Below are 16,169 nucleotides of genomic sequence, written 5' to 3'. Positions count from 1 at the left end.
CCGCCGGCGCGGTAGCGTCAGGCACGTCGAGGTCTTCCGGATGAGGCGTGTAGGAACCTTCATCCTCGGGAGACCTCGACCCCTATCCAGTCACCGACGCGCCGACCACCGCACCGTGCCTTACACCGTCGATTGTGAAGAGCCAGTTAACTTCGCTGTTGTCCCGCCGACAGCGGCCCAAGAAGTGGGTCGCCGCCGAGAAGCGATTTCCGAGTCATCCCGTTTCGTTTTGCAGGCACCCTTGCTCATCGTCAGAGATGACGAGGCCACCACACTCATAGCCGTAGGTCGGGCGCAGGTTGTGGGGGATGCTCGCGGTGACGTATCAGTAACAGCTTTGATCCACGAGCTCTGGATTGCGAACGCCTCTTCAGCCCGAGACGCGGGGAGCGGCTCTCGTGCTTGGCGAACAGCGTCGCTGCACGATGGACTGGCAGAGGTCGTCGTGAATGCTTGGGCTCGCATCGGCCACCGGATCCCTCAAGATCCGCAGTACCGAGTCGTTGCGATCGCCAAAGCGATCGCAGAGCACTCACGGGCCTTTGTCTCGGCACTTCAGTCGCTCAGATACGACGCTGAGCGGGCACTCGGTCGTCGCATTCGCGGAACTGCCAGCGACGACGTTCAGGTGCTCGCCGACCTCGTCGAGCTCGGGATGGCCTCGAACCGAGCGCGCGACTTCGCCGTGGATGCCTCGCGTGAAGGGCTGTGGTTGTGGGACTGGGACAGCGAGACCTACCAAGGTCACCGGCGCATGGTGGACCCAACCCTCCCCGAGAGAGCTTCGGCCACGAGGACGGCGGCTCCCGATTGGCTGTCGACCTATGACGCTGGCGTTCGTCACTGTCGGTTGATGGCGAGCGCACTTCAGGAGGAGATCGAACAGTTCCACCGGCTCATGGAAGCCGGGTCCACGATTTCGGTCGCGCGCGAGGCCAAGGCCCAAGAACACTTCAACCTCGTGGCAACGCTGGCGGCGATCGTCATCGGCCTACCCAGTCTCGTTCTAGCGGCGTATGGCGCCGGAGACCGGATGAACGTCCAGAAACTGATGTGGACATTGCCTTTGATCGGTTGCGCATTCGTTTCGCTGCTGGTCGCTGTCCTGCTCCCGGGGGACAGTTGGTCAGGCAGGGCCAAGCGTGGAGGCTTGTCTTTCGCCGCAGTCATAGCATCGCTGGGCATGTTGGCTTTCGCCGCGTGGGCGATAAACAATCGATGAGTTGGTGAACGGCGCCCTCCCAGTCCGTCTGCCGTGTCGAGGCGCTCAGTCGTCGAGCAGGGCCTGCAGAGCCGCGCGCTCGGCCTTGGGCACGTAGCCCGCGTAGTAGTCGTACAGGCTGTGCAGTGAGGCCCGGCCCGCTTCGGGGCCGTCTCCGGCCCGGATGGCGGCGAGCACCTGCTCGTGGTGCCCCAGGGAGCGCTTCATGAGGGCCTGGGCGTTGCGGGCGTGCGCGATCTTGTCCGAGATCAGCGACAGCACGGTGTCGCGCACGACGCCGTTGCAGACCTGGATGAGGGTGTTGCCGCTAGCGCGGGCGATGGCCTCGTGGAAGGCGAAGTCGGCCTCGCTGAACGAGCCGTACCCACCATCCACGGCCGCGCGCATCTGCTCGATGGCGGCATCCATCTCGGCGAGCTCCGCGTCCGTGCGCAGCACGGCCGCGAGCCGGTTCGCCGTCGAGTCGAGCATCATCCGGGAGACGAGCAGCTGCGAGAGGGTCAGGCCATCGGCACGGGCCAGCCGGCGCATCTGCTTCGTGAGGCCGCCCGTGGTGAAGGGGAGGATCTCGGGGCCGTTCGGGTCGCCCGGACGCGAGCGCACCACGCCGTTGCTCTCTAGCACGCGAAGCGCCTCGCGCACGGTGGCCCGGCTGGTGCCGAACTGCACGACCAGCTCGCGCTCGCTCGGCAGCCGCTGGCCGGGACGCAGCTCGCCGCTCGCGATCGCCTCCTCGACCTGCTCGACGATGCGCTCGTAGAGGCGCACCGGGCGCACCGCCTCGAAGGCGGGGGCCGTCACCTCAGGCATGGGAGCCACCGAGGTCGCTCATCTCGGGAATGGGCCACGCAGGCGTAGCCGATTCGGGGCGGTGCGCCTCGTACCAGTCGACGGCGCTGAGCACGCCGACGTCGTCGAAGCGCCTGCCTGACACCTGCAGCCCGATGGTGCGGCCGTCGCGCGTGAACCCGCAGTTGACGGACGCGGCAGGCTGGCCCGACATGTTGTAGGGCGCGGTGAAGCCGATGTGCGCCATGCCCCGGTCCTCGTCGCCCCACGGCATGGGCCAGTCGGCGGCGAAGGCGGTCACCGGCGCCACGGGGGAGAGCACGAGGTCGTACGGCTCGGTGGCGGTCACGGTGGCCTGCTGGAGCGCCATGATGCTGGCGTAGTCGCGAAGGACGGTCGTGCCGTCGACGTCACGCACCGCGAGCACCCACCGCTGGATGAAGGGAAGGACCCGCTCGCGGGCTGCCGGGCTCAGGGCCTGGAAGTCGGCGAGCGAGCGCACCCGCCAGAACTCGTCGAGGTCGTGCAGCATGCGCGGTGTCATGAAGGGGGGCAGGAGCTCGACCTCGGCCCCGGCCTCGGCGAAGACCGCAGCGGCCGCCTCGACGGCCCGGTGCACCTCCGGCTCGAGTGGCAGCCCGCAGCCGGCGTCGAGGTGCAGGCCCACGCGGAGGCCTCGCACGTCGCGTGGCTCCGGCGGTAGCACGGTGCCGAGGTCCTCGGGGGGCAGGCTCGTCCAGTCCCGGACGTCAGGGCGGCTGATGACCGACAGCAGCAGGGCCGCATCGCGCGCCGAACGCGCCAGCGGACCAGCCGCCCGGCCGAGGTAGGGAGTGTCGAGCGGTACCCGCCCGGCGCTGGGCTTGAGGGTGGTCAGGCCCAGCCACGTGCCCGGGAGCCGGATGGAGCCACCGATGTCGGTACCGACGTGCAGCGGCCCGTAGCCACCGGCCGCCGCCGCTCCGGCCCCGGAGCTCGAGCCGCCGGTCGTCAGCGAGGTGTTCCAGGGCGAGCGTGTCACCCCGTGCAGACTCGACACGCCGGAGCTGAGCATGCCCCAGTCCGGCATGACCGTGGCGCCGAGGATGACGCCGCCGGACTCTTCGACGCGCTCGACGACAGGGCTGCTGCGGGTCGGGACGACCGGCTCCACGCCGGCGTTCCCAGCAGGCATCGGAACCCCTGCTCGCGCGAGGTTCTCCTTCACGGTCACAGGCACGCCGTCAATGGGCCCGGCGGGCTGGCCTCTGTCCCAACGCTGCTCACTGGCACGGGCTGCCGTTAGGGCACTCTCGAGGTCGAGCTGCCAGAAGGCGTTGAGCTCCGGCTCGCGCGCCTCGATGACGGCGGCCACGTCCTCCAGCGCGTCCACGGGCGAGAGGTCTCCGGAGGCATACGCGGCTACGAGCTCGGTGGCGGTGAGGCTGGCGGGTCGGCCAGACGAGTGCGGCATGGACGTCCTTCCGCGTGGGACGGCCTTCGGGCCGCCTGACTCGCCGGACGAGCTCTTGACATCCGGCCTGATGAGAGAAACGGTACCTCTCACGGTGAAAAAGTCCACTGGTCAGACCAGTGAATTCGTAGGGGCGACGTCGACCCCCTCCCGGAGCAAGGAGACCCATGACGGTGAGACTCGCAGCCATCCCCGGTGACGGGGTGGGCCCCGAGGTCGTCGCTGCCACGCTGCCGGTGCTCTCGGCCGCCCTGGCAAGCCAGGGGGAGGATCTAGCCGTCACCGAGCTCGACTGGGGCGCAGACCGATTCGTCCGTGAGGGTGCTGCGATGCCCCCCGATGCCGCCGACACGGTGCGCCGACACGACGCCGTGCTCTTCGGAGCGGTGGGGCGACCCGACGTGCCCGACCACGAGCTGGTCTGGGGCCTGATCATCGGCCTGCGCCAGCAGCTCGACCTCGCCGTCAACATCCGTCCGGTGCGGGCCTTCGAGGGTGTGCCGAGCCGAGTCAAGGATGTCGACGGGGTCGACCTCGTCATCGTGCGCGAGAACACCGAGGGCGAGTACGTCGGGGCGGGTGGTCTGGCTCACGCGGGCACCGGCCACGATCTCGGGATCGAGGTGGCGGTGCACTCGCGGCGCGTCATCGAGCGCGCTGCAGAGCACGCGTTCACCCTCGCCGAGCAGCGGCGCGGGCGACTGTCGCTGGTCACCAAGTCGAACGCGATGCGTCACGGCTACCCGCTCTGGGACGCAGTCGTCCGGGAGGTGGCGGAGCGACACCCGGACGTCGAGCTCGAGGTCGTGCTCGTCGACGCCATGGCGGCCCGGCTCGTGCAGAGTCCGCACTCGCTCGACGTCCTCCTCGCCGGCAACCTCTTCGGCGACATCCTCAGCGACCTCGCTGCCGTGCTCGCCGGCGGCATGGGGATGGCCCCGAGCGCCAACGTCCTGCCCGGCGGGACGGTTCCGGGTGTGTACGAGCCGGTCCACGGCTCGGCGCCCGACATCGCAGGTCGTGGCATCGCCAACCCCACGGCGTGCCTGCTCTCGGGTGCGATGCTCCTGGACGACCTCGGCCGCACCGCAGCCGCGCAGGCCGTCCGCACCGCCCTGGCTGCGGCCCTTCGCTTCCCGCACCACCACACCCCTGACCTCGGCGGCACGGCGAGCACCTCGCAGCTGGCCACAGCGGTCCTGCACGAGATGGAGTCACGATGAAGCACACCCGCATCTGCACCGCCGCGTCGGCGACGCTGCTGCTTGCCCTCACCGCGGCCTGCTCGGCCGGCTCGGGGACCTCCGGCGCCGGTGGCTCGGGCGGCGCCGGGGGATCCGGGGGCGACACCTCCCTCACCGTCGGTCTGGTCGCCGAGCCGGCAAGCCTCGACTTCACCACCAAGGACGGCGCCGCCATCCCGCAGGCGCTGCTCGACAACGTCTACGAGACGCTCGTCAAGGTGGACCAGCAGGGAGACCTCAAGCCTGCGCTCGCCAAGTCGTGGACCGTCTCGCCGGACCGCCGCACCTACACCTTCGACCTCGTCGACAACGCGAAGTTCACCGACGGCCAGCCGTTCACCGCCAAGGACGCCGTCTACTCGATCGACCAGGTCAAGAACGCCTGGACGGTCTCCCTCAAGGCGGCCATGGACGTCGTCCAGGACGCGAAGGCGCTCAGCGACACCAAGCTGCAGGTCACCCTCAGCAAGCCGAGCAACGACTGGCTGTACCGGATGTCCACCCGGGTCGGCGCGATGATGACCGAGAAGGAGACGTCCAGCCTGGCCACCAAGCCGGTCGGCACGGGCCCCTACGTCTTCGACCAGTGGCGCCGCGGCGACTCCATCAGCCTCAAGGCCAATCCGTCCTACTGGGGGAAGAAGCCGTACTTCCAGCAGGTGACCCTCAAGTACTTCAAGGACCCGACCGCCCTCAACAACGCGCTCCTGACCAAGACGATCAACGTCATCGGGACGGTCCAGGCCCCCGAGTCGCTCGCCCAGTTCCAGGGCAACGACGCCTACGAGATCGTCGAGGGCTCGACGAACGGCGAGGTGCTCCTGTCGATGAACAACGGCAAGGCGCCCTTCAACAACGTGAAGGTCCGCCAGGCCGCCCGCTACGCCATCGACCACAAGGCCCTGCTCGACACCTGCTGGGCCGGGCACGGCAGCCTCGTCGGGAGCATGGTGCCGCCGACCGACCCCTGGTACGAGGACCTCACGGGCCTCTACCCCCACGACCTCGCCAAGGCCAAGGCCCTCGTCGCCGAGACGAACGCCGGGGCCACCCCGGTGCGCCTGCGCATCCCGTCCCTGCCGTATGCCGTCTCGTGCGGCCAGGTGGTCAAGAGCCAGCTCGAGCAGGCCGGTTTCAAGGTGACCCTCGACCAGCTCGAGTTCCCGGCAGTGTGGCTGCAGTCGGTCTTCAAGGACGCCGACTACGACATGTCGATCATCGCGCACGTCGAGCCACGCGACATGCCCGCGGTGTTCGGCAACCCGAAGTACTACACGCGCTACGACAACAAGCAGTTCCAGGCCGACCTCGCCGCGGCCGACTCCGGCACCCCCCAGGAGCAGGTGACGCTGATGAAGAAGGCGGCGCGGGAGCTGTCCCAGGACGCTGCCGGCGACGTGCTCTTCGTCCTGCCGAACCTCATGGTCGCCGAGAAGGGCATCACCGGGCTCCCGAAGAACGCCATCACCGAGTCGTTCGAGCTCGCCGACCTGGCGAGGTCCTGACCGTGGAGGACCGGCCGGCCACCCACCGGCCGGTCCCTCGCGCCCCGACTCGAGTCGGACCCTGCATCCCTCGACCCTGACAGGACATCGATGCTGCTCCAGATCCTCAGACGCACGGCGGCGCTCGTCGCGAGTCTCGTCGTCAGCTCCATGCTGGTCTTCGTCTTCATGGCGCTGCTACCGGGCGACCCGGCACGGGTTGCGCTGGGCGTCAACGCCTCCGACGCCTCGGTCGCACAGCTGCGGCAGCAGTTCGGCCTCGACCAGCCGCTGGTGACCCAGTACCTCTCGTGGGTCGGAGGATTCCTGCGGTTCGACCTCGGCACCAGCTACGTGTCCAAGGTGGCGATCGCCCCGCAGATCGTCGACCGCCTGCAGGTGACCCTCTGGCTCGTCGTGTGCTCGATGGTGCTCGCCCTCGTCATCGCGATCCCCTTCGGCACGGTGATGGCCCTGCGACAGCGCCGCCCGAGCGGGCTGGTGCTGTCCGCGATCTCGCAGGTCGGCGTGGCCGTGCCCGCCTTCCTCGCCGGCATCCTGCTCGTCACCGTGTTCGCCGTGAAGCTGCAGTGGCTGCCCGCCAACGGATGGACGCCGCCCAACGAGGACCCCGTCCAGTTCCTGCGCCAGCTCGTCCTGCCCGTGCTCGCGCTCGGCCTCGTGCAGGGCGCCGTGCTGACCCGCTACGTCCGCAGCGCGATCCTCGACGTGCAGCGCGAGGACTACATCCGCACGGCACGTGCCAAGGGCCTTGGCCCCATGCGGGCGCTGCGCCGGCACGGGTTCCGCAACGCAGCGATCCCGGTCGTCACGGTCCTCGCCCTCCAGCTCGCCACCCTGCTCATCGGGGCGGTCGTGGTGGAGCGCGTCTTCGTCATCCCGGGGCTCGGCAGCCTCCTGCTCGACCAGGTGGCCAACCGCGACCTCATCTTCGTCCAGGACATCGTCATGCTGCTCGTCCTGGCCGTGCTCCTCGTCAACTTCGTCGTCGACCTGCTCTATCTCGTCATCGACCCGAGACTGAAGGTGGCCACCCGATGAGCGCCGACCACATGCCTCGCCCCGTCGTGTCACTCGACGGGCCCACCCCACCCGACGTCGCGGTGGAGCCTGCCCCGGCAGCCACGAGCACCCGCCGTCGCCCAGGGGCCAGCTTCTTCGTCGGCGCGGGCATCGTCGGTGTCGTCGTCCTCATGGCGCTCGTCTCGTTCGTCTGGACGCCGCACGACCCGACGTTCGTCGACGCCTCGGCCCGGCTGCGCTCGATCGGCGACCCGGACTACCTCCTCGGCACGGACAAGCTCGGCCGGGACGTGCTGAGCCAGGTCCTCGTCGGCGCCCGCACCACGTTGTTCGTCGGCTTGGTCGCCGTCGGTCTCGCCGGACTGGTCGGCGTCCCGCTCGGCATCGTCGCGGCCATGGCGCACCGCGGGGTGGGCGAGCCGCTCATGCGCGGCATGGACCTGCTTCTCGCCTTCCCCGCGCTGCTGCTCGCCATCATGTTCAGCGCCGTCTACGGCGGGAGCACCCTCGTGGCCATGGTCGCCATCGGCATCGCCTCGGTCCCGAGCTTCGTGCGCGTCGTCCGCAGCGGGGCGATGCAGGTGCTGGGCACCGAATACGTCATGGCGGCGCGAGCGGCGGGACGTGGACCATGGGCCATCGGACTGCGCCACGTGCTGCCGAACGTCAGTGGGCTGGTCATCGTGCAGGCCTCGGTCTCGTTCGCGATCGCCGTGCTGGCCGAGGCGGCGCTCTCGTTCCTCGGATTCGGCACGCCCCCGCCCACGCCGAGCTGGGGCCGGATGCTCCAGGAGAGCCAGGAGCTGCTCTTCTCGGCCCCGCGGCTCGCGATCGTTCCGGGCATCGCCATCGCGGTGGCCGTCCTCGGGTTCAACCTGCTCGGTGACGGACTCCGTGACCACTACGACCCCCGGCTGGAGGACCGACGATGAGCGCCCTTGCCGCGCAAGCGCGCCCGACCGAGGCGCCGACGTCCCGGGTGCTCGACGTGCAGCACCTCGACGTGCAGCTCGGTCGCTTCCACCTCCTGCACGACGTCTCGTTCAGCATCGACAAGGGCGAGCGCGTCGGCCTCATCGGCGAGTCCGGTTCCGGCAAATCGCTGACGAGCCTGGCACTCCTCGGGCTGCTGCCCGACGACGCCCGGGTCAGCGGTTCGATCCGGCTCGCGGGAGTGGACGCCGACCTCGTCGGGGCACGGGAGCGTGACCTGGCCGCGCTCCGAGGTCGAGACGTCGCCATGGTGTTCCAGGAGCCGATGACGGCGCTCAACCCGACGATGCGGGTGGGCGACCAGGTCGCGGAGGCGATCACCACGCACGCGGGCCGCGGTGGCCCCGACCGGCGTGCCGCACGTGCACGGGCGGTGGAGCTCCTCGACCAGGTCGGGCTGCCCGACCCGCGGGACGCAGCGAGGGCATACCCCCACCAGCTCTCCGGAGGCCAGCGCCAGCGCGTCGTCCTGGCCATCGCCCTGGCCAACGACCCGGCGCTGCTGGTCTGCGACGAGCCGACCACGGCGTTGGACGTCACGGTGCAGGCCCGGGTGCTCGACCTCATCGTGCGTGGCGTGACGGCGCGCGACTCGGCGATGCTCTTCATCACGCACGACCTGTCCGTCGTCGCGACGGTGTGCGAGCGCGTCCTCGTGATGTACGGCGGTCGGGTCGTCGAGGCGGGTCCGGTCCGCGAGGTCTTCCGGCGGCCGCGCCACCGCTACACCCAGGGGCTGCTCGCCGCGTCCGACCTCGACGTCGCCGTCCCCGGAGGGAGGCTGCCCACGATCCGCGGCACCGTGCCGCCGGCCGGCGCCTTCCCCGACGGGTGCGTCTTCCGCAGCCGCTGCGACCACGCCACCGAGGTGTGCGCCACGGACCCGGTGTGGACCGGGTCGGACCCCGGGGACGGCTACGCCTGTCACCATCCCGCGGACGAGGAGCGTGGGTCATGACGACTCCAGCCATCCGCGTGCACGAGCTGCGTCGCACCTACCGACGACCGCGCACCTCGGTGCGGCAGGCCGGGCCGGTCGTCGAGGCGCTCAAGGGCGTCTCGTTCGAGGTGGCATGCGGGGAGCGTTTCGGCATCGTCGGTGAGTCCGGATGCGGCAAGTCGACGCTCATGCGCCTCCTCGCCGGTCTGGACCAGCCGACGAGCGGTGAGGTGCAGGTCGAGGGCCAGACCGTCTCGGGCGTCCCCGAGCGAAAGCTCGGCTTCCTGCGCTCGAGCCTGCAGCTGGTCTTCCAGGACCCGATGGGCTCGCTCGACCCGCGCATGCGGGTCCGCGACATCATCGCCGAGCCACTCGTGGCGCAGCGGCTGCCCAACCGGCGGGCGCGCGTCGCTGAGCTGCTCGACGCCGTGGGCCTGAGCCCGGAGGCAGCCGATCGGTTCCCGCACCAGTTCTCGGGCGGCCAGCGCCAGCGCATCTCGATCGCACGGGCGCTCGCGCCGTCGCCGTCGATCCTGCTCGCCGACGAGCCCGTCAGTGCCCTCGACGTGTCGGTGCGCGCCCAGGTGCTCAACCTCATCACCGATCTCGTCGGCGAGCTCGGGCTCACGCTCGTCTTCGTCTCGCACGACCTGTCCGTGGTGCGGCACGTCTGCGACCGCGTGGCGGTCATGAGCGAGGGCGAGATCGTCGAGACCGGGTCGACGCAACAGATCTTCGACGCCCCCCAGCACCCCTACACCCAGCGCCTCCTGCGCGCGGCGCCGAGCATGCGCCGCGCCCTGGCAGGGGCAGGCACGGCAGACCTCCTTGGAGACGCATCGTGAGCACCAGCTACACCCCGGAACACCCCGTCGGACTCCCGGTCGGCGACGGGTGGGTCGACGCGCCCAAGACGGCGACCGTGACGTTCCCCTTCACGGGTGAGGGCGTCGCCTCGGCTCCAGTTGGAACGAGCGAGATTGCGCTGCAAGCGCTTTCGTATGCCGCCAGCGTCCGCGGGCGGATGGGTTCCCTTCCGTCGCACGCGCGTCGGGCCGCCCTGATGGAGACGCACCGCGTCTTCTCGGAGCGACGCGCGGACGTCGAGCGTCTGCTCGTGCTCGAGACCGGCAAGCCGCTCGTCGACTGTCGCGTGGAGGTCGACCGGACCCTGCTGACCCTCGTGACCGCGGCCGAGGAGGTCGCACGTCTTCATGGCGAGACGGTGCCGCTGGACCTGCTGCCGAGCGGCGAGGGGCTCATGGGCTTCTGGGTCCGCAAGCCGATCGGCGTCGTCGTCGGGATCGCGGGGTTCAACTACCCGCTGCTGCTCGCCGTGCACAAGCTGGCCCCGGCACTCGCCGCGGGCTGCCCGGTGGTCCTCAAGCCGGCGCCCCAGACCCCGCTCGCCACCCTGTGGCTCGTGCACGTGCTGCGCGAGGCGTTGGCAGCGGCCGGCGGTCCGCGCTCAGGCGTGCAGCTCGTCACCGGTGGGGTCGACGTGGGTGCGGCCCTGACGACTGACTCGCGCGTCGCGGCGGTCTCCTTCACCGGTTCGGCCGCGGTCGGTCACCGCATCGCCAAGGACGCGGCGCCGACGAAGGTGCTGCTCGAGCTCGGCTCGAACGCGGCCCTCGTCGTGGCTGCTGACGCCGACGTGGACGCAGCCGCGGACGCCGTCGTCCGGGGCGGCTACTACGCCTCCGGGCAGGCCTGCATCAGTGTGCAACGGGTGGTCGTCGTCGAGACGGCGCGCGCGCGCTTCCTGGCGGCGCTCGCCGCCCGCATGGAGCGGGTCGTCGTCGGTGACCCGCGGGACGAGGCGACCCGCGTCTCGGCCCTCATCGACCCCCGATCGACCGAGCGCGTCGTCGAGTGGGTTCGCGCCGGCTGCGAGGCCGGGGGCACCCTCGTGCACGGTGGCGGCATACGCCACGGCGTCCTCGAGCCGACGGTGCTGCTCGATGTGCCGGACGGCCAGCTCGCCTGGGACGAGGAGGTCTTCGGACCGGTGGTCGTCGTGCGGTCGGTGCCGGACCTCGATACTGCCATCGACGTCGTCAACCGGTCGCGCTACGGCCTGCACGCGAGCGTCTTCACCGAGGGACTCGGCTCTGCGTTCGCGGCGATCGACCGGATCGAGGCCGGCGGGGTCGTCGTCAACGAGGTGCCGGGCTTCCGGTCCGACGTCATGCCCTACGGCGGGGTCAAGGACAGCGGCGTCGGCCGCGAAGGCCCCCGATTCGCCATCGAGGAGCTGACGGTGACGCGGATGGCGATCATCCGACCATCGGCGGCGGGGACGTCAGCCCCGACCGCCACCGAACCGGCAGCGGTGCCGGAGAAGCAGGGACGTGCGCATGGGTGAGCCCGAGACCGACCAGACCACCGGAACGGCCCGACCGGACTACTCACGGCTGTTCCGGCTGGACGGCCGGCGTGCGGTCGTGGTGGGCGCCGGCAGCGGCATCGGCCGGGAGAGCGCGCTCGCCCTGGCCGCGCACGGAGCGGACGTCGTGTGCGCGGACCGCAACCTGGAGGCCGCCGAGGAGACGGCGGCCCTCGGGGCCGGCACGGAGGTCTACGAGCTCGACGTGACCGACGCCGAAGCCGTGGCACGGGCGGCGGCCGACCTCGGGGACGTCGACGTGCTCGTCTTCACGGCGGCCACGAACGTGCGCAAACGGGTGCTCGACTACACGGCAGAGGAGTTCGACCGCGTCGTCGGGCTCAACCTGCGCTCCTCCTTCGAGCTCGTGCGCGCGTTCGGTGCCGGCATGGCCGAGCGCGGGCGGGGCAGCATCGTCGGCTTCAGCTCGATCCGTGCGGTGACCGTCGAGCCGGGGCAGGGCGTCTATGCCGCCACCAAGGCCGGTCTCGTCCAGCTGCTGCGTGCGGCCGCAGTCGAGCTGGGGGAGCAGGGGGTGCGCGTCAATGCCGTCGCGCCCGGCATCGTCGACACGCCGCTCACGGCGCAGATCCGTGCGGTGCCGGAGTGGTCCCAGGCCTACGCGAACAAGAGCGCGTTGGGCCGGTGGTCGCGGCCGGACGAGCTGGTGGGCGCGGTCGTCTATCTCGCCTCGGACGCGTCGTCCTTCGTCACCGGGAGCCAGCTCTTCGTCGACGGCGGGTGGACCGTCATCGACGGGCGGTACACGCCGCCGATGTGACGTGCAGCTGCGAGTGGGTCGGCTGCGGTCGGTCCGACGGGGGCGTGTGGACAACGCGCACCGACTGTCACCGGTCGCAGCCATGCTCGACCCATGCACTTCGAGGAACTCCCGCGGGACTGGGCCCAACGACCGATCACCGACCCCGACGTCTTCGAGGGGGTGGTCGACCTCATCGTGCCGGAGCAGTCGCGGTCAGACGGCGCCACCTACCTGCTGCTCTGCCACCCCAACCTCCACCTGCTCCAGCCGATCTGTCTGCCGGACGACCCGCGGCGCCTGGGCGTGGGTGAGGTCCTCGAGGGCGTCCGCCTGCTGCTGACCGAGGTCTCGCGCCATGATGTGCACGACGTCGTCATGGTGATCGCGCGACCGGGCGGCGCGACGCCGACCCCACGAGACCGGGATCTCCGTGCCGCCTTCGAGGGTGCCTGTCGCGAGACGGGTCTCACGTTGCACGCCGTGGCGATCGCGGCGTTGGACGACGTCGCGGTGCTGCCTCCTGAGGGAGACCGCGCAGCGGCCTGAGGGGCAGGGGGACGACACGGCGTGGGGAAGATGCCGTGGCGTTCCCTTGCGCCCCGGGTGCATCGGGGTAGCGTCCAAGTCGTGGTCGCGACTGCGGCTTGGACGTCCGAACCTCGGAGGACCCATGGCCCAGCAGGTCCCCAGCGGTGGGAAGACGGTGAAGCGCGCCTACCGACGCGATGTCGGCGGCGCCTGGTGGACGGCGCTCGTCGTCGTGACGGTGCTGATCGGCTTGATCGGACGCAGCGACAGTGGCTTCTGGAGCGTGTTCCTGTGGAGCATCGTGGGGTTTGTCGTGGGTTCGCTCACGGCGATCGCGGTGGCTGGCCGTGTGGTGGCCGCGAGTTCGGAGGATGAGGCGTTCGCCGGTCTCATCGGGGTCCGGCCGGAGACCGCACGATGAAGTGGCTGCTCCTGGCCGTCGCGTTCGTCCTCGGGGCAGTGACCACGTGGTTCCTCACCGTGAAGCGGGTGACTCGGGTGGTGTCGGCAGAGGACCAGGTGCCGGGGGGCGCCGACGGGCAGGCTGCGGAGGGCACGGGCAGCTCCGCAGACGTCGAGGTCGACGACCTCGAGGACGCAGCGAGCGCTTTCGGTGGGGCTCACACCGCCACGTCCGACGCCTCGGGTGCTGCCGAGGCATGGGATCGCGACGCCGAGGACGAGGATGCGCTCATGTCGGGCCGGGCGGACGATGCTCCTGAGCTGAGCATGCCGCCCGTCGCGGATGCGACACCCAACGGTGACGTGGCGGGCCTCGGCGACCCTGACGGAGTGGCGGCCATCGACGAGCAGGTCGAGCAGCACACCGAGACCCCGAAGACACCGTGACATGAGGACGCCGTAGCGGATTTCCGTCAGTGGTTGACGAGCACTCCCTTGGCCTCACGAACTGTGATGGTCGTCGACGGGCCCGGCACGGTGACGGTCGAGGGGATCTCGTCCCACGTGGAGCCGTCCAGGCTGAAATCGGCCCCGAAGGTCGTGTCGACGCGGACCGGGTACTCGCCCTTCATTCGGTAGACGTGCGTGATGTCTCCGCTGGGGTAGACGCCGCCCGTTGATGTGGTGGGACCCACGGTCGAGCCGTCGCCGAACACGTAGGTGAACCCGACGAGCTTGGGGCGGATCTGCACGGGGATGCCGCGCAGCACGGCCCGGTCGACCTCGCCGGGCTGGAATCCTTCGACGGCCCAGTTGACCTTGTAGAACGTCGTCAGGTTCACGAGGGTCGTGTTGCCGGCCGGCTGGCTCGAGACCTGCGGCTTCGACCACGGCGTCCGCATGAAGGCAGCCTTCAGATCAGCCATCGTCAACGTCGGCCGAGACCCCGGCGCCACGTCGGTGTGACATGTGAGGCCCACACTGTTCCAAGGCTCAACGACTCGCCCGTCCATGACTGCTCGTCTCCATACTCGGGCAAGCGGGCCGACCGTGTTGGGCGGACAAGCCTTTAGCGCTTTGCTGCAAAGGACGTCCTGGTTGGGAGTACCTGGCAGAGCCTCATCGCAATCCGCCAGGGTTCGGTACTCGTAGTTCGGTCGCTTCTCATCCGCTTCTATGACTGTTGCCCCGTCGTCACCTGGGAATTTCGGTAAAGCCTTTAGTTGCTCGCGACTCAGCAGACCGACCGTTGCATAATCATTCGTGGTCTCGCACCCGACAACGTCCTTCCCGCTGCAAGCGAACGCGTCGTCGGGTAGTAGGACGATGGACAGGGCGGCGAGGCACGCTACCAACGCCAAGCGTGCCCTCCTCATGAAGGCCGGCCTAAGTCGGTAATCACCCAATGGTCTTTGTAAGTCACGACGGCCACAAATGCTCCAGAACCGGCCTTTGTAGTGTCAACCCGTTTGCCATGACTATCCACGATGGGCACGGCGAACTGGTCGAGTTTCACTAGGACTTGGCGCTGGCGCGAGTTAAAGATCGTCGCCGAGGAGAACGTGACCTTGAGCGTGTCACCGTCATGATGCTGAGAGGCGGCTTTGAGCTCGCTTGCGGACTTGTGCAGGTCGACACAGATCTTGCATGACGACTCAAAAAGTCCCTCGAGAAGTTCCGGCGACGCATCCTTGAATGAGCGGTTCAATTGCTCAAAATAGAACTCAGAAAAAGCGGCAGCGCCTGCTTGTGTTTCCGGGCGGGCGTTGGCTGGGATTTTCGCGATTACCGGGTCGACGGAGGTCGTTGGGCTGGGGACGGGCGTGGTTGTCGTCGTCGTGGGCGACGCCGACGTGGTTGTGCTTGCCGGGGGAGTCGTCCTGCTCGGTCCGGGGTCTCGGCCCGTGCACGCACCCAGCGTGGCGACCGCAATGAGCGCTGCGGCATACGGAAGGAGCGTGCGGTGTCGGTGCGGTGTGGCGGCTGCGGTCATCGGCGTCCCCTGTTGATCGTCGACCTTCGTGCGGTTGCATCGTCTGACGTGCGTTCACGCCGTCGTCCCTCGTCGGCAACCTACGACGATCGTCTCGCACCCGCATCCCGAGCGTGGTCCGTCATCCACAGGGCCTTCGGATATATGGGCCGTCAGGTCGCAGCCCCAGTGCACCGCTGTCCCGTAGATCACATTCGAATGGGTGGCGGCTGTCCAGAGCGACTACTACGCTGTGTAGTACCGACAGAGAAGCTGCCGGAACACATATCGAGTTCTGGAGTTGAGTTCAATGGGCACCATCCCCCGCGACACGCATGCGCAAGGCACCGCGCCAGTCACCGCGCATGACCCCACCAAGGGCGTCGTCACCTTCCAGGAGGAGGTGGTTCGGTCGTCCCTGGCTCGCAAGTTCCTCGCGGGTCTGCGCATCGTGCTCGGCTTCACCTTCCTCTGGCCCTTCCTCGACAAGATGTTCGGCTTCGGCTACATGACCCCTGCGGCCAAGGCCTGGATCCACGGCGGCGCGCCCGCCCAAGGATTCATGAAGGGTGCTGAGGGTCCGTTCGCCAGTTTCTTCAAGAACATCGCCGGCCCGTGGGCCGACTGGCTGTTCATGGCCGGCCTCCTCGGCATCGGCATCGCCCTCCTCGCCGGCGCCGGCCTCAAGCTCGCAGCCTGGACTGCCGGCCTCCTTCTCGCGCTGATGTACCTCGCCGAGTTCCCCCTCGGCACCACCGGCGCCTACACCAACCCGCTCTTCGACAGCCACTGGATCGAGGCACTGGGCATCGCGGTTCTCGCCACGACGCTCGCCGGGGACACCTGGGGCCTTGGCAAGTGGTGGGGCCGCCACGTCGGTAACGGCTTCCTGCGGTGAGTGGGTCGGTGACCGCGATCCCCTGACACGGTCACCAGCCCGGGCCTC

Annotated in this window: 17 protein-coding genes; 13 read left to right on the top strand and 4 right to left on the bottom strand. The window is 69.4% G+C overall.

What is annotated here, in order from left to right; translation table 11 throughout:
• Positions 1-445: 445 nt before the first annotated feature.
• Positions 446-1,222, top strand: coding sequence for a hypothetical protein (locus AB4030_RS14570; RefSeq protein WP_442279924.1), 777 nt, complete (start codon positions 446-448; stop codon positions 1,220-1,222).
• A gap of 45 nt (positions 1,223-1,267) precedes the next feature.
• Here the strand turns inward: AB4030_RS14570 and AB4030_RS14565 are convergent, their stop codons facing one another.
• Positions 1,268-2,032 carry a FadR/GntR family transcriptional regulator gene (locus AB4030_RS14565; protein ID WP_442279923.1) on the bottom strand — a complete coding sequence of 255 codons (765 nt, stop codon included), beginning with the start codon at positions 2,030-2,032 and terminating at the stop codon, positions 1,268-1,270.
• Positions 2,025-3,464, bottom strand: coding sequence for an amidase (locus tag AB4030_RS14560; RefSeq protein ID WP_442279922.1), 1,440 nt, complete (start codon positions 3,462-3,464; stop codon positions 2,025-2,027). The genes AB4030_RS14565 and AB4030_RS14560 overlap by 8 nt, the downstream gene beginning before the upstream one ends.
• Before the next feature lie 167 nt (positions 3,465-3,631).
• Between AB4030_RS14560 and AB4030_RS14555 the strand changes: the two genes are divergently transcribed.
• From AB4030_RS14555 to arfC, 11 genes are all read left to right on the top strand, one after another.
• A complete protein-coding gene (locus tag AB4030_RS14555; RefSeq protein WP_442279921.1) occupies positions 3,632-4,687 on the top strand; it encodes an isocitrate/isopropylmalate dehydrogenase family protein in 1,056 nt (351 codons plus the stop codon).
• The gene (locus AB4030_RS14550; RefSeq protein ID WP_442279920.1) at positions 4,684-6,213 is read left to right on the top strand and encodes an ABC transporter substrate-binding protein; all 1,530 of its coding nucleotides are present in this window, start codon (positions 4,684-4,686) and stop codon (positions 6,211-6,213) included. The genes AB4030_RS14555 and AB4030_RS14550 overlap by 4 nt, the downstream gene beginning before the upstream one ends.
• A 90-nt stretch (positions 6,214-6,303) precedes the next feature.
• Positions 6,304-7,254: an ABC transporter permease gene (locus AB4030_RS14545; RefSeq protein ID WP_442279919.1), complete on the top strand. Its 951-nt coding sequence runs from the start codon at positions 6,304-6,306 to the stop codon at positions 7,252-7,254.
• Positions 7,251-8,168: an ABC transporter permease gene (locus tag AB4030_RS14540; protein ID WP_442279918.1), complete on the top strand. Its 918-nt coding sequence runs from the start codon at positions 7,251-7,253 to the stop codon at positions 8,166-8,168. Before AB4030_RS14545 ends, AB4030_RS14540 begins: the two co-directional genes overlap by 4 nt.
• Entirely contained in the window at positions 8,165-9,187 is a 1,023-nt protein-coding gene (locus AB4030_RS14535) for an ABC transporter ATP-binding protein (protein ID WP_442279917.1), read from the top strand. The genes AB4030_RS14540 and AB4030_RS14535 overlap by 4 nt, the downstream gene beginning before the upstream one ends.
• Positions 9,184-10,014: an ATP-binding cassette domain-containing protein gene (locus tag AB4030_RS14530; protein WP_442279916.1), complete on the top strand. Its 831-nt coding sequence runs from the start codon at positions 9,184-9,186 to the stop codon at positions 10,012-10,014. Before AB4030_RS14535 ends, AB4030_RS14530 begins: the two co-directional genes overlap by 4 nt.
• Positions 10,011-11,537 (top strand): aldehyde dehydrogenase family protein, encoded by a 1,527-nt coding sequence (locus AB4030_RS14525; RefSeq protein WP_442279915.1) that lies wholly within the window; start codon positions 10,011-10,013, stop codon positions 11,535-11,537. Before AB4030_RS14530 ends, AB4030_RS14525 begins: the two co-directional genes overlap by 4 nt.
• The gene (locus AB4030_RS14520; protein ID WP_442279914.1) at positions 11,530-12,339 is read left to right on the top strand and encodes an SDR family NAD(P)-dependent oxidoreductase; all 810 of its coding nucleotides are present in this window, start codon (positions 11,530-11,532) and stop codon (positions 12,337-12,339) included. The genes AB4030_RS14525 and AB4030_RS14520 overlap by 8 nt, the downstream gene beginning before the upstream one ends.
• A gap of 93 nt (positions 12,340-12,432) precedes the next feature.
• Entirely contained in the window at positions 12,433-12,867 is a 435-nt protein-coding gene (locus AB4030_RS14515) for a hypothetical protein (protein ID WP_442279913.1), read from the top strand.
• Between the two features lie 124 nt (positions 12,868-12,991).
• On the top strand, positions 12,992-13,270 hold the full coding sequence (locus tag AB4030_RS14510; RefSeq protein ID WP_442279912.1) for a hypothetical protein: 279 nt from the start codon (positions 12,992-12,994) through the stop codon (positions 13,268-13,270).
• A complete protein-coding gene (gene arfC / locus AB4030_RS14505) occupies positions 13,267-13,698 on the top strand; it encodes a channel accessory protein ArfC (RefSeq protein WP_442279911.1) in 432 nt (143 codons plus the stop codon). Before AB4030_RS14510 ends, arfC begins: the two co-directional genes overlap by 4 nt.
• A gap of 26 nt (positions 13,699-13,724) precedes the next feature.
• Here the strand turns inward: arfC and AB4030_RS14500 are convergent, their stop codons facing one another.
• Positions 13,725-14,177 carry a hypothetical protein gene (locus AB4030_RS14500; protein WP_442279910.1) on the bottom strand — a complete coding sequence of 151 codons (453 nt, stop codon included), beginning with the start codon at positions 14,175-14,177 and terminating at the stop codon, positions 13,725-13,727.
• Positions 14,178-14,623: 446 nt separating this feature from the next.
• On the bottom strand, positions 14,624-15,244 hold the full coding sequence (locus tag AB4030_RS14495) for a DUF6318 family protein (RefSeq protein WP_442279909.1): 621 nt from the start codon (positions 15,242-15,244) through the stop codon (positions 14,624-14,626).
• Between the two features lie 289 nt (positions 15,245-15,533).
• Here AB4030_RS14495 and AB4030_RS14490 point away from each other — a divergent pair, with 289 nt between their 5' ends.
• A complete protein-coding gene (locus tag AB4030_RS14490; RefSeq protein ID WP_442279908.1) occupies positions 15,534-16,121 on the top strand; it encodes a DoxX family protein in 588 nt (195 codons plus the stop codon).
• Positions 16,122-16,169: the final 48 nt, after the last annotated feature.

The organism is Terrabacter sp. 2YAF2 (genome assembly GCF_052114705.1).
Lineage (GTDB): Bacteria > Actinomycetota > Actinomycetes > Actinomycetales > Dermatophilaceae > Terrabacter.
This window is presented reverse-complemented; position numbering and strand designations above follow the sequence as displayed.

Excerpts from the sequence above, each read along its gene's own strand:
- AB4030_RS14540 (WP_442279918.1), top strand. The coding sequence starts at position 7,251 with ATGAGCGCCGACCACATGCCTCGCCCCGTCGTGTCACTCGACGGGCCC.
- AB4030_RS14550 (WP_442279920.1), top strand. The coding sequence starts at position 4,684 with ATGAAGCACACCCGCATCTGCACCGCCGCGTCGGCGACGCTGCTGCTT.
- AB4030_RS14560 (WP_442279922.1), bottom strand. The coding sequence starts at position 3,464 with ATGCCGCACTCGTCTGGCCGACCCGCCAGCCTCACCGCCACCGAGCTC.
- AB4030_RS14495 (WP_442279909.1), bottom strand. The coding sequence starts at position 15,244 with ATGACCGCAGCCGCCACACCGCACCGACACCGCACGCTCCTTCCGTAT.
- AB4030_RS14535 (WP_442279917.1), top strand. The coding sequence starts at position 8,165 with ATGAGCGCCCTTGCCGCGCAAGCGCGCCCGACCGAGGCGCCGACGTCC.
- AB4030_RS14565 (WP_442279923.1), bottom strand. The coding sequence starts at position 2,032 with ATGCCTGAGGTGACGGCCCCCGCCTTCGAGGCGGTGCGCCCGGTGCGC.
- AB4030_RS14545 (WP_442279919.1), top strand. The coding sequence starts at position 6,304 with ATGCTGCTCCAGATCCTCAGACGCACGGCGGCGCTCGTCGCGAGTCTC.
- AB4030_RS14520 (WP_442279914.1), top strand. The coding sequence starts at position 11,530 with ATGGGTGAGCCCGAGACCGACCAGACCACCGGAACGGCCCGACCGGAC.
- AB4030_RS14500 (WP_442279910.1), bottom strand. The coding sequence starts at position 14,177 with ATGGCTGATCTGAAGGCTGCCTTCATGCGGACGCCGTGGTCGAAGCCG.
- arfC (WP_442279911.1), top strand. The coding sequence starts at position 13,267 with ATGAAGTGGCTGCTCCTGGCCGTCGCGTTCGTCCTCGGGGCAGTGACC.
- AB4030_RS14555 (WP_442279921.1), top strand. The coding sequence starts at position 3,632 with ATGACGGTGAGACTCGCAGCCATCCCCGGTGACGGGGTGGGCCCCGAG.
- AB4030_RS14530 (WP_442279916.1), top strand. The coding sequence starts at position 9,184 with ATGACGACTCCAGCCATCCGCGTGCACGAGCTGCGTCGCACCTACCGA.
- AB4030_RS14515 (WP_442279913.1), top strand. The coding sequence starts at position 12,433 with ATGCACTTCGAGGAACTCCCGCGGGACTGGGCCCAACGACCGATCACC.
- AB4030_RS14490 (WP_442279908.1), top strand. The coding sequence starts at position 15,534 with ATGGGCACCATCCCCCGCGACACGCATGCGCAAGGCACCGCGCCAGTC.
- AB4030_RS14510 (WP_442279912.1), top strand. The coding sequence starts at position 12,992 with ATGGCCCAGCAGGTCCCCAGCGGTGGGAAGACGGTGAAGCGCGCCTAC.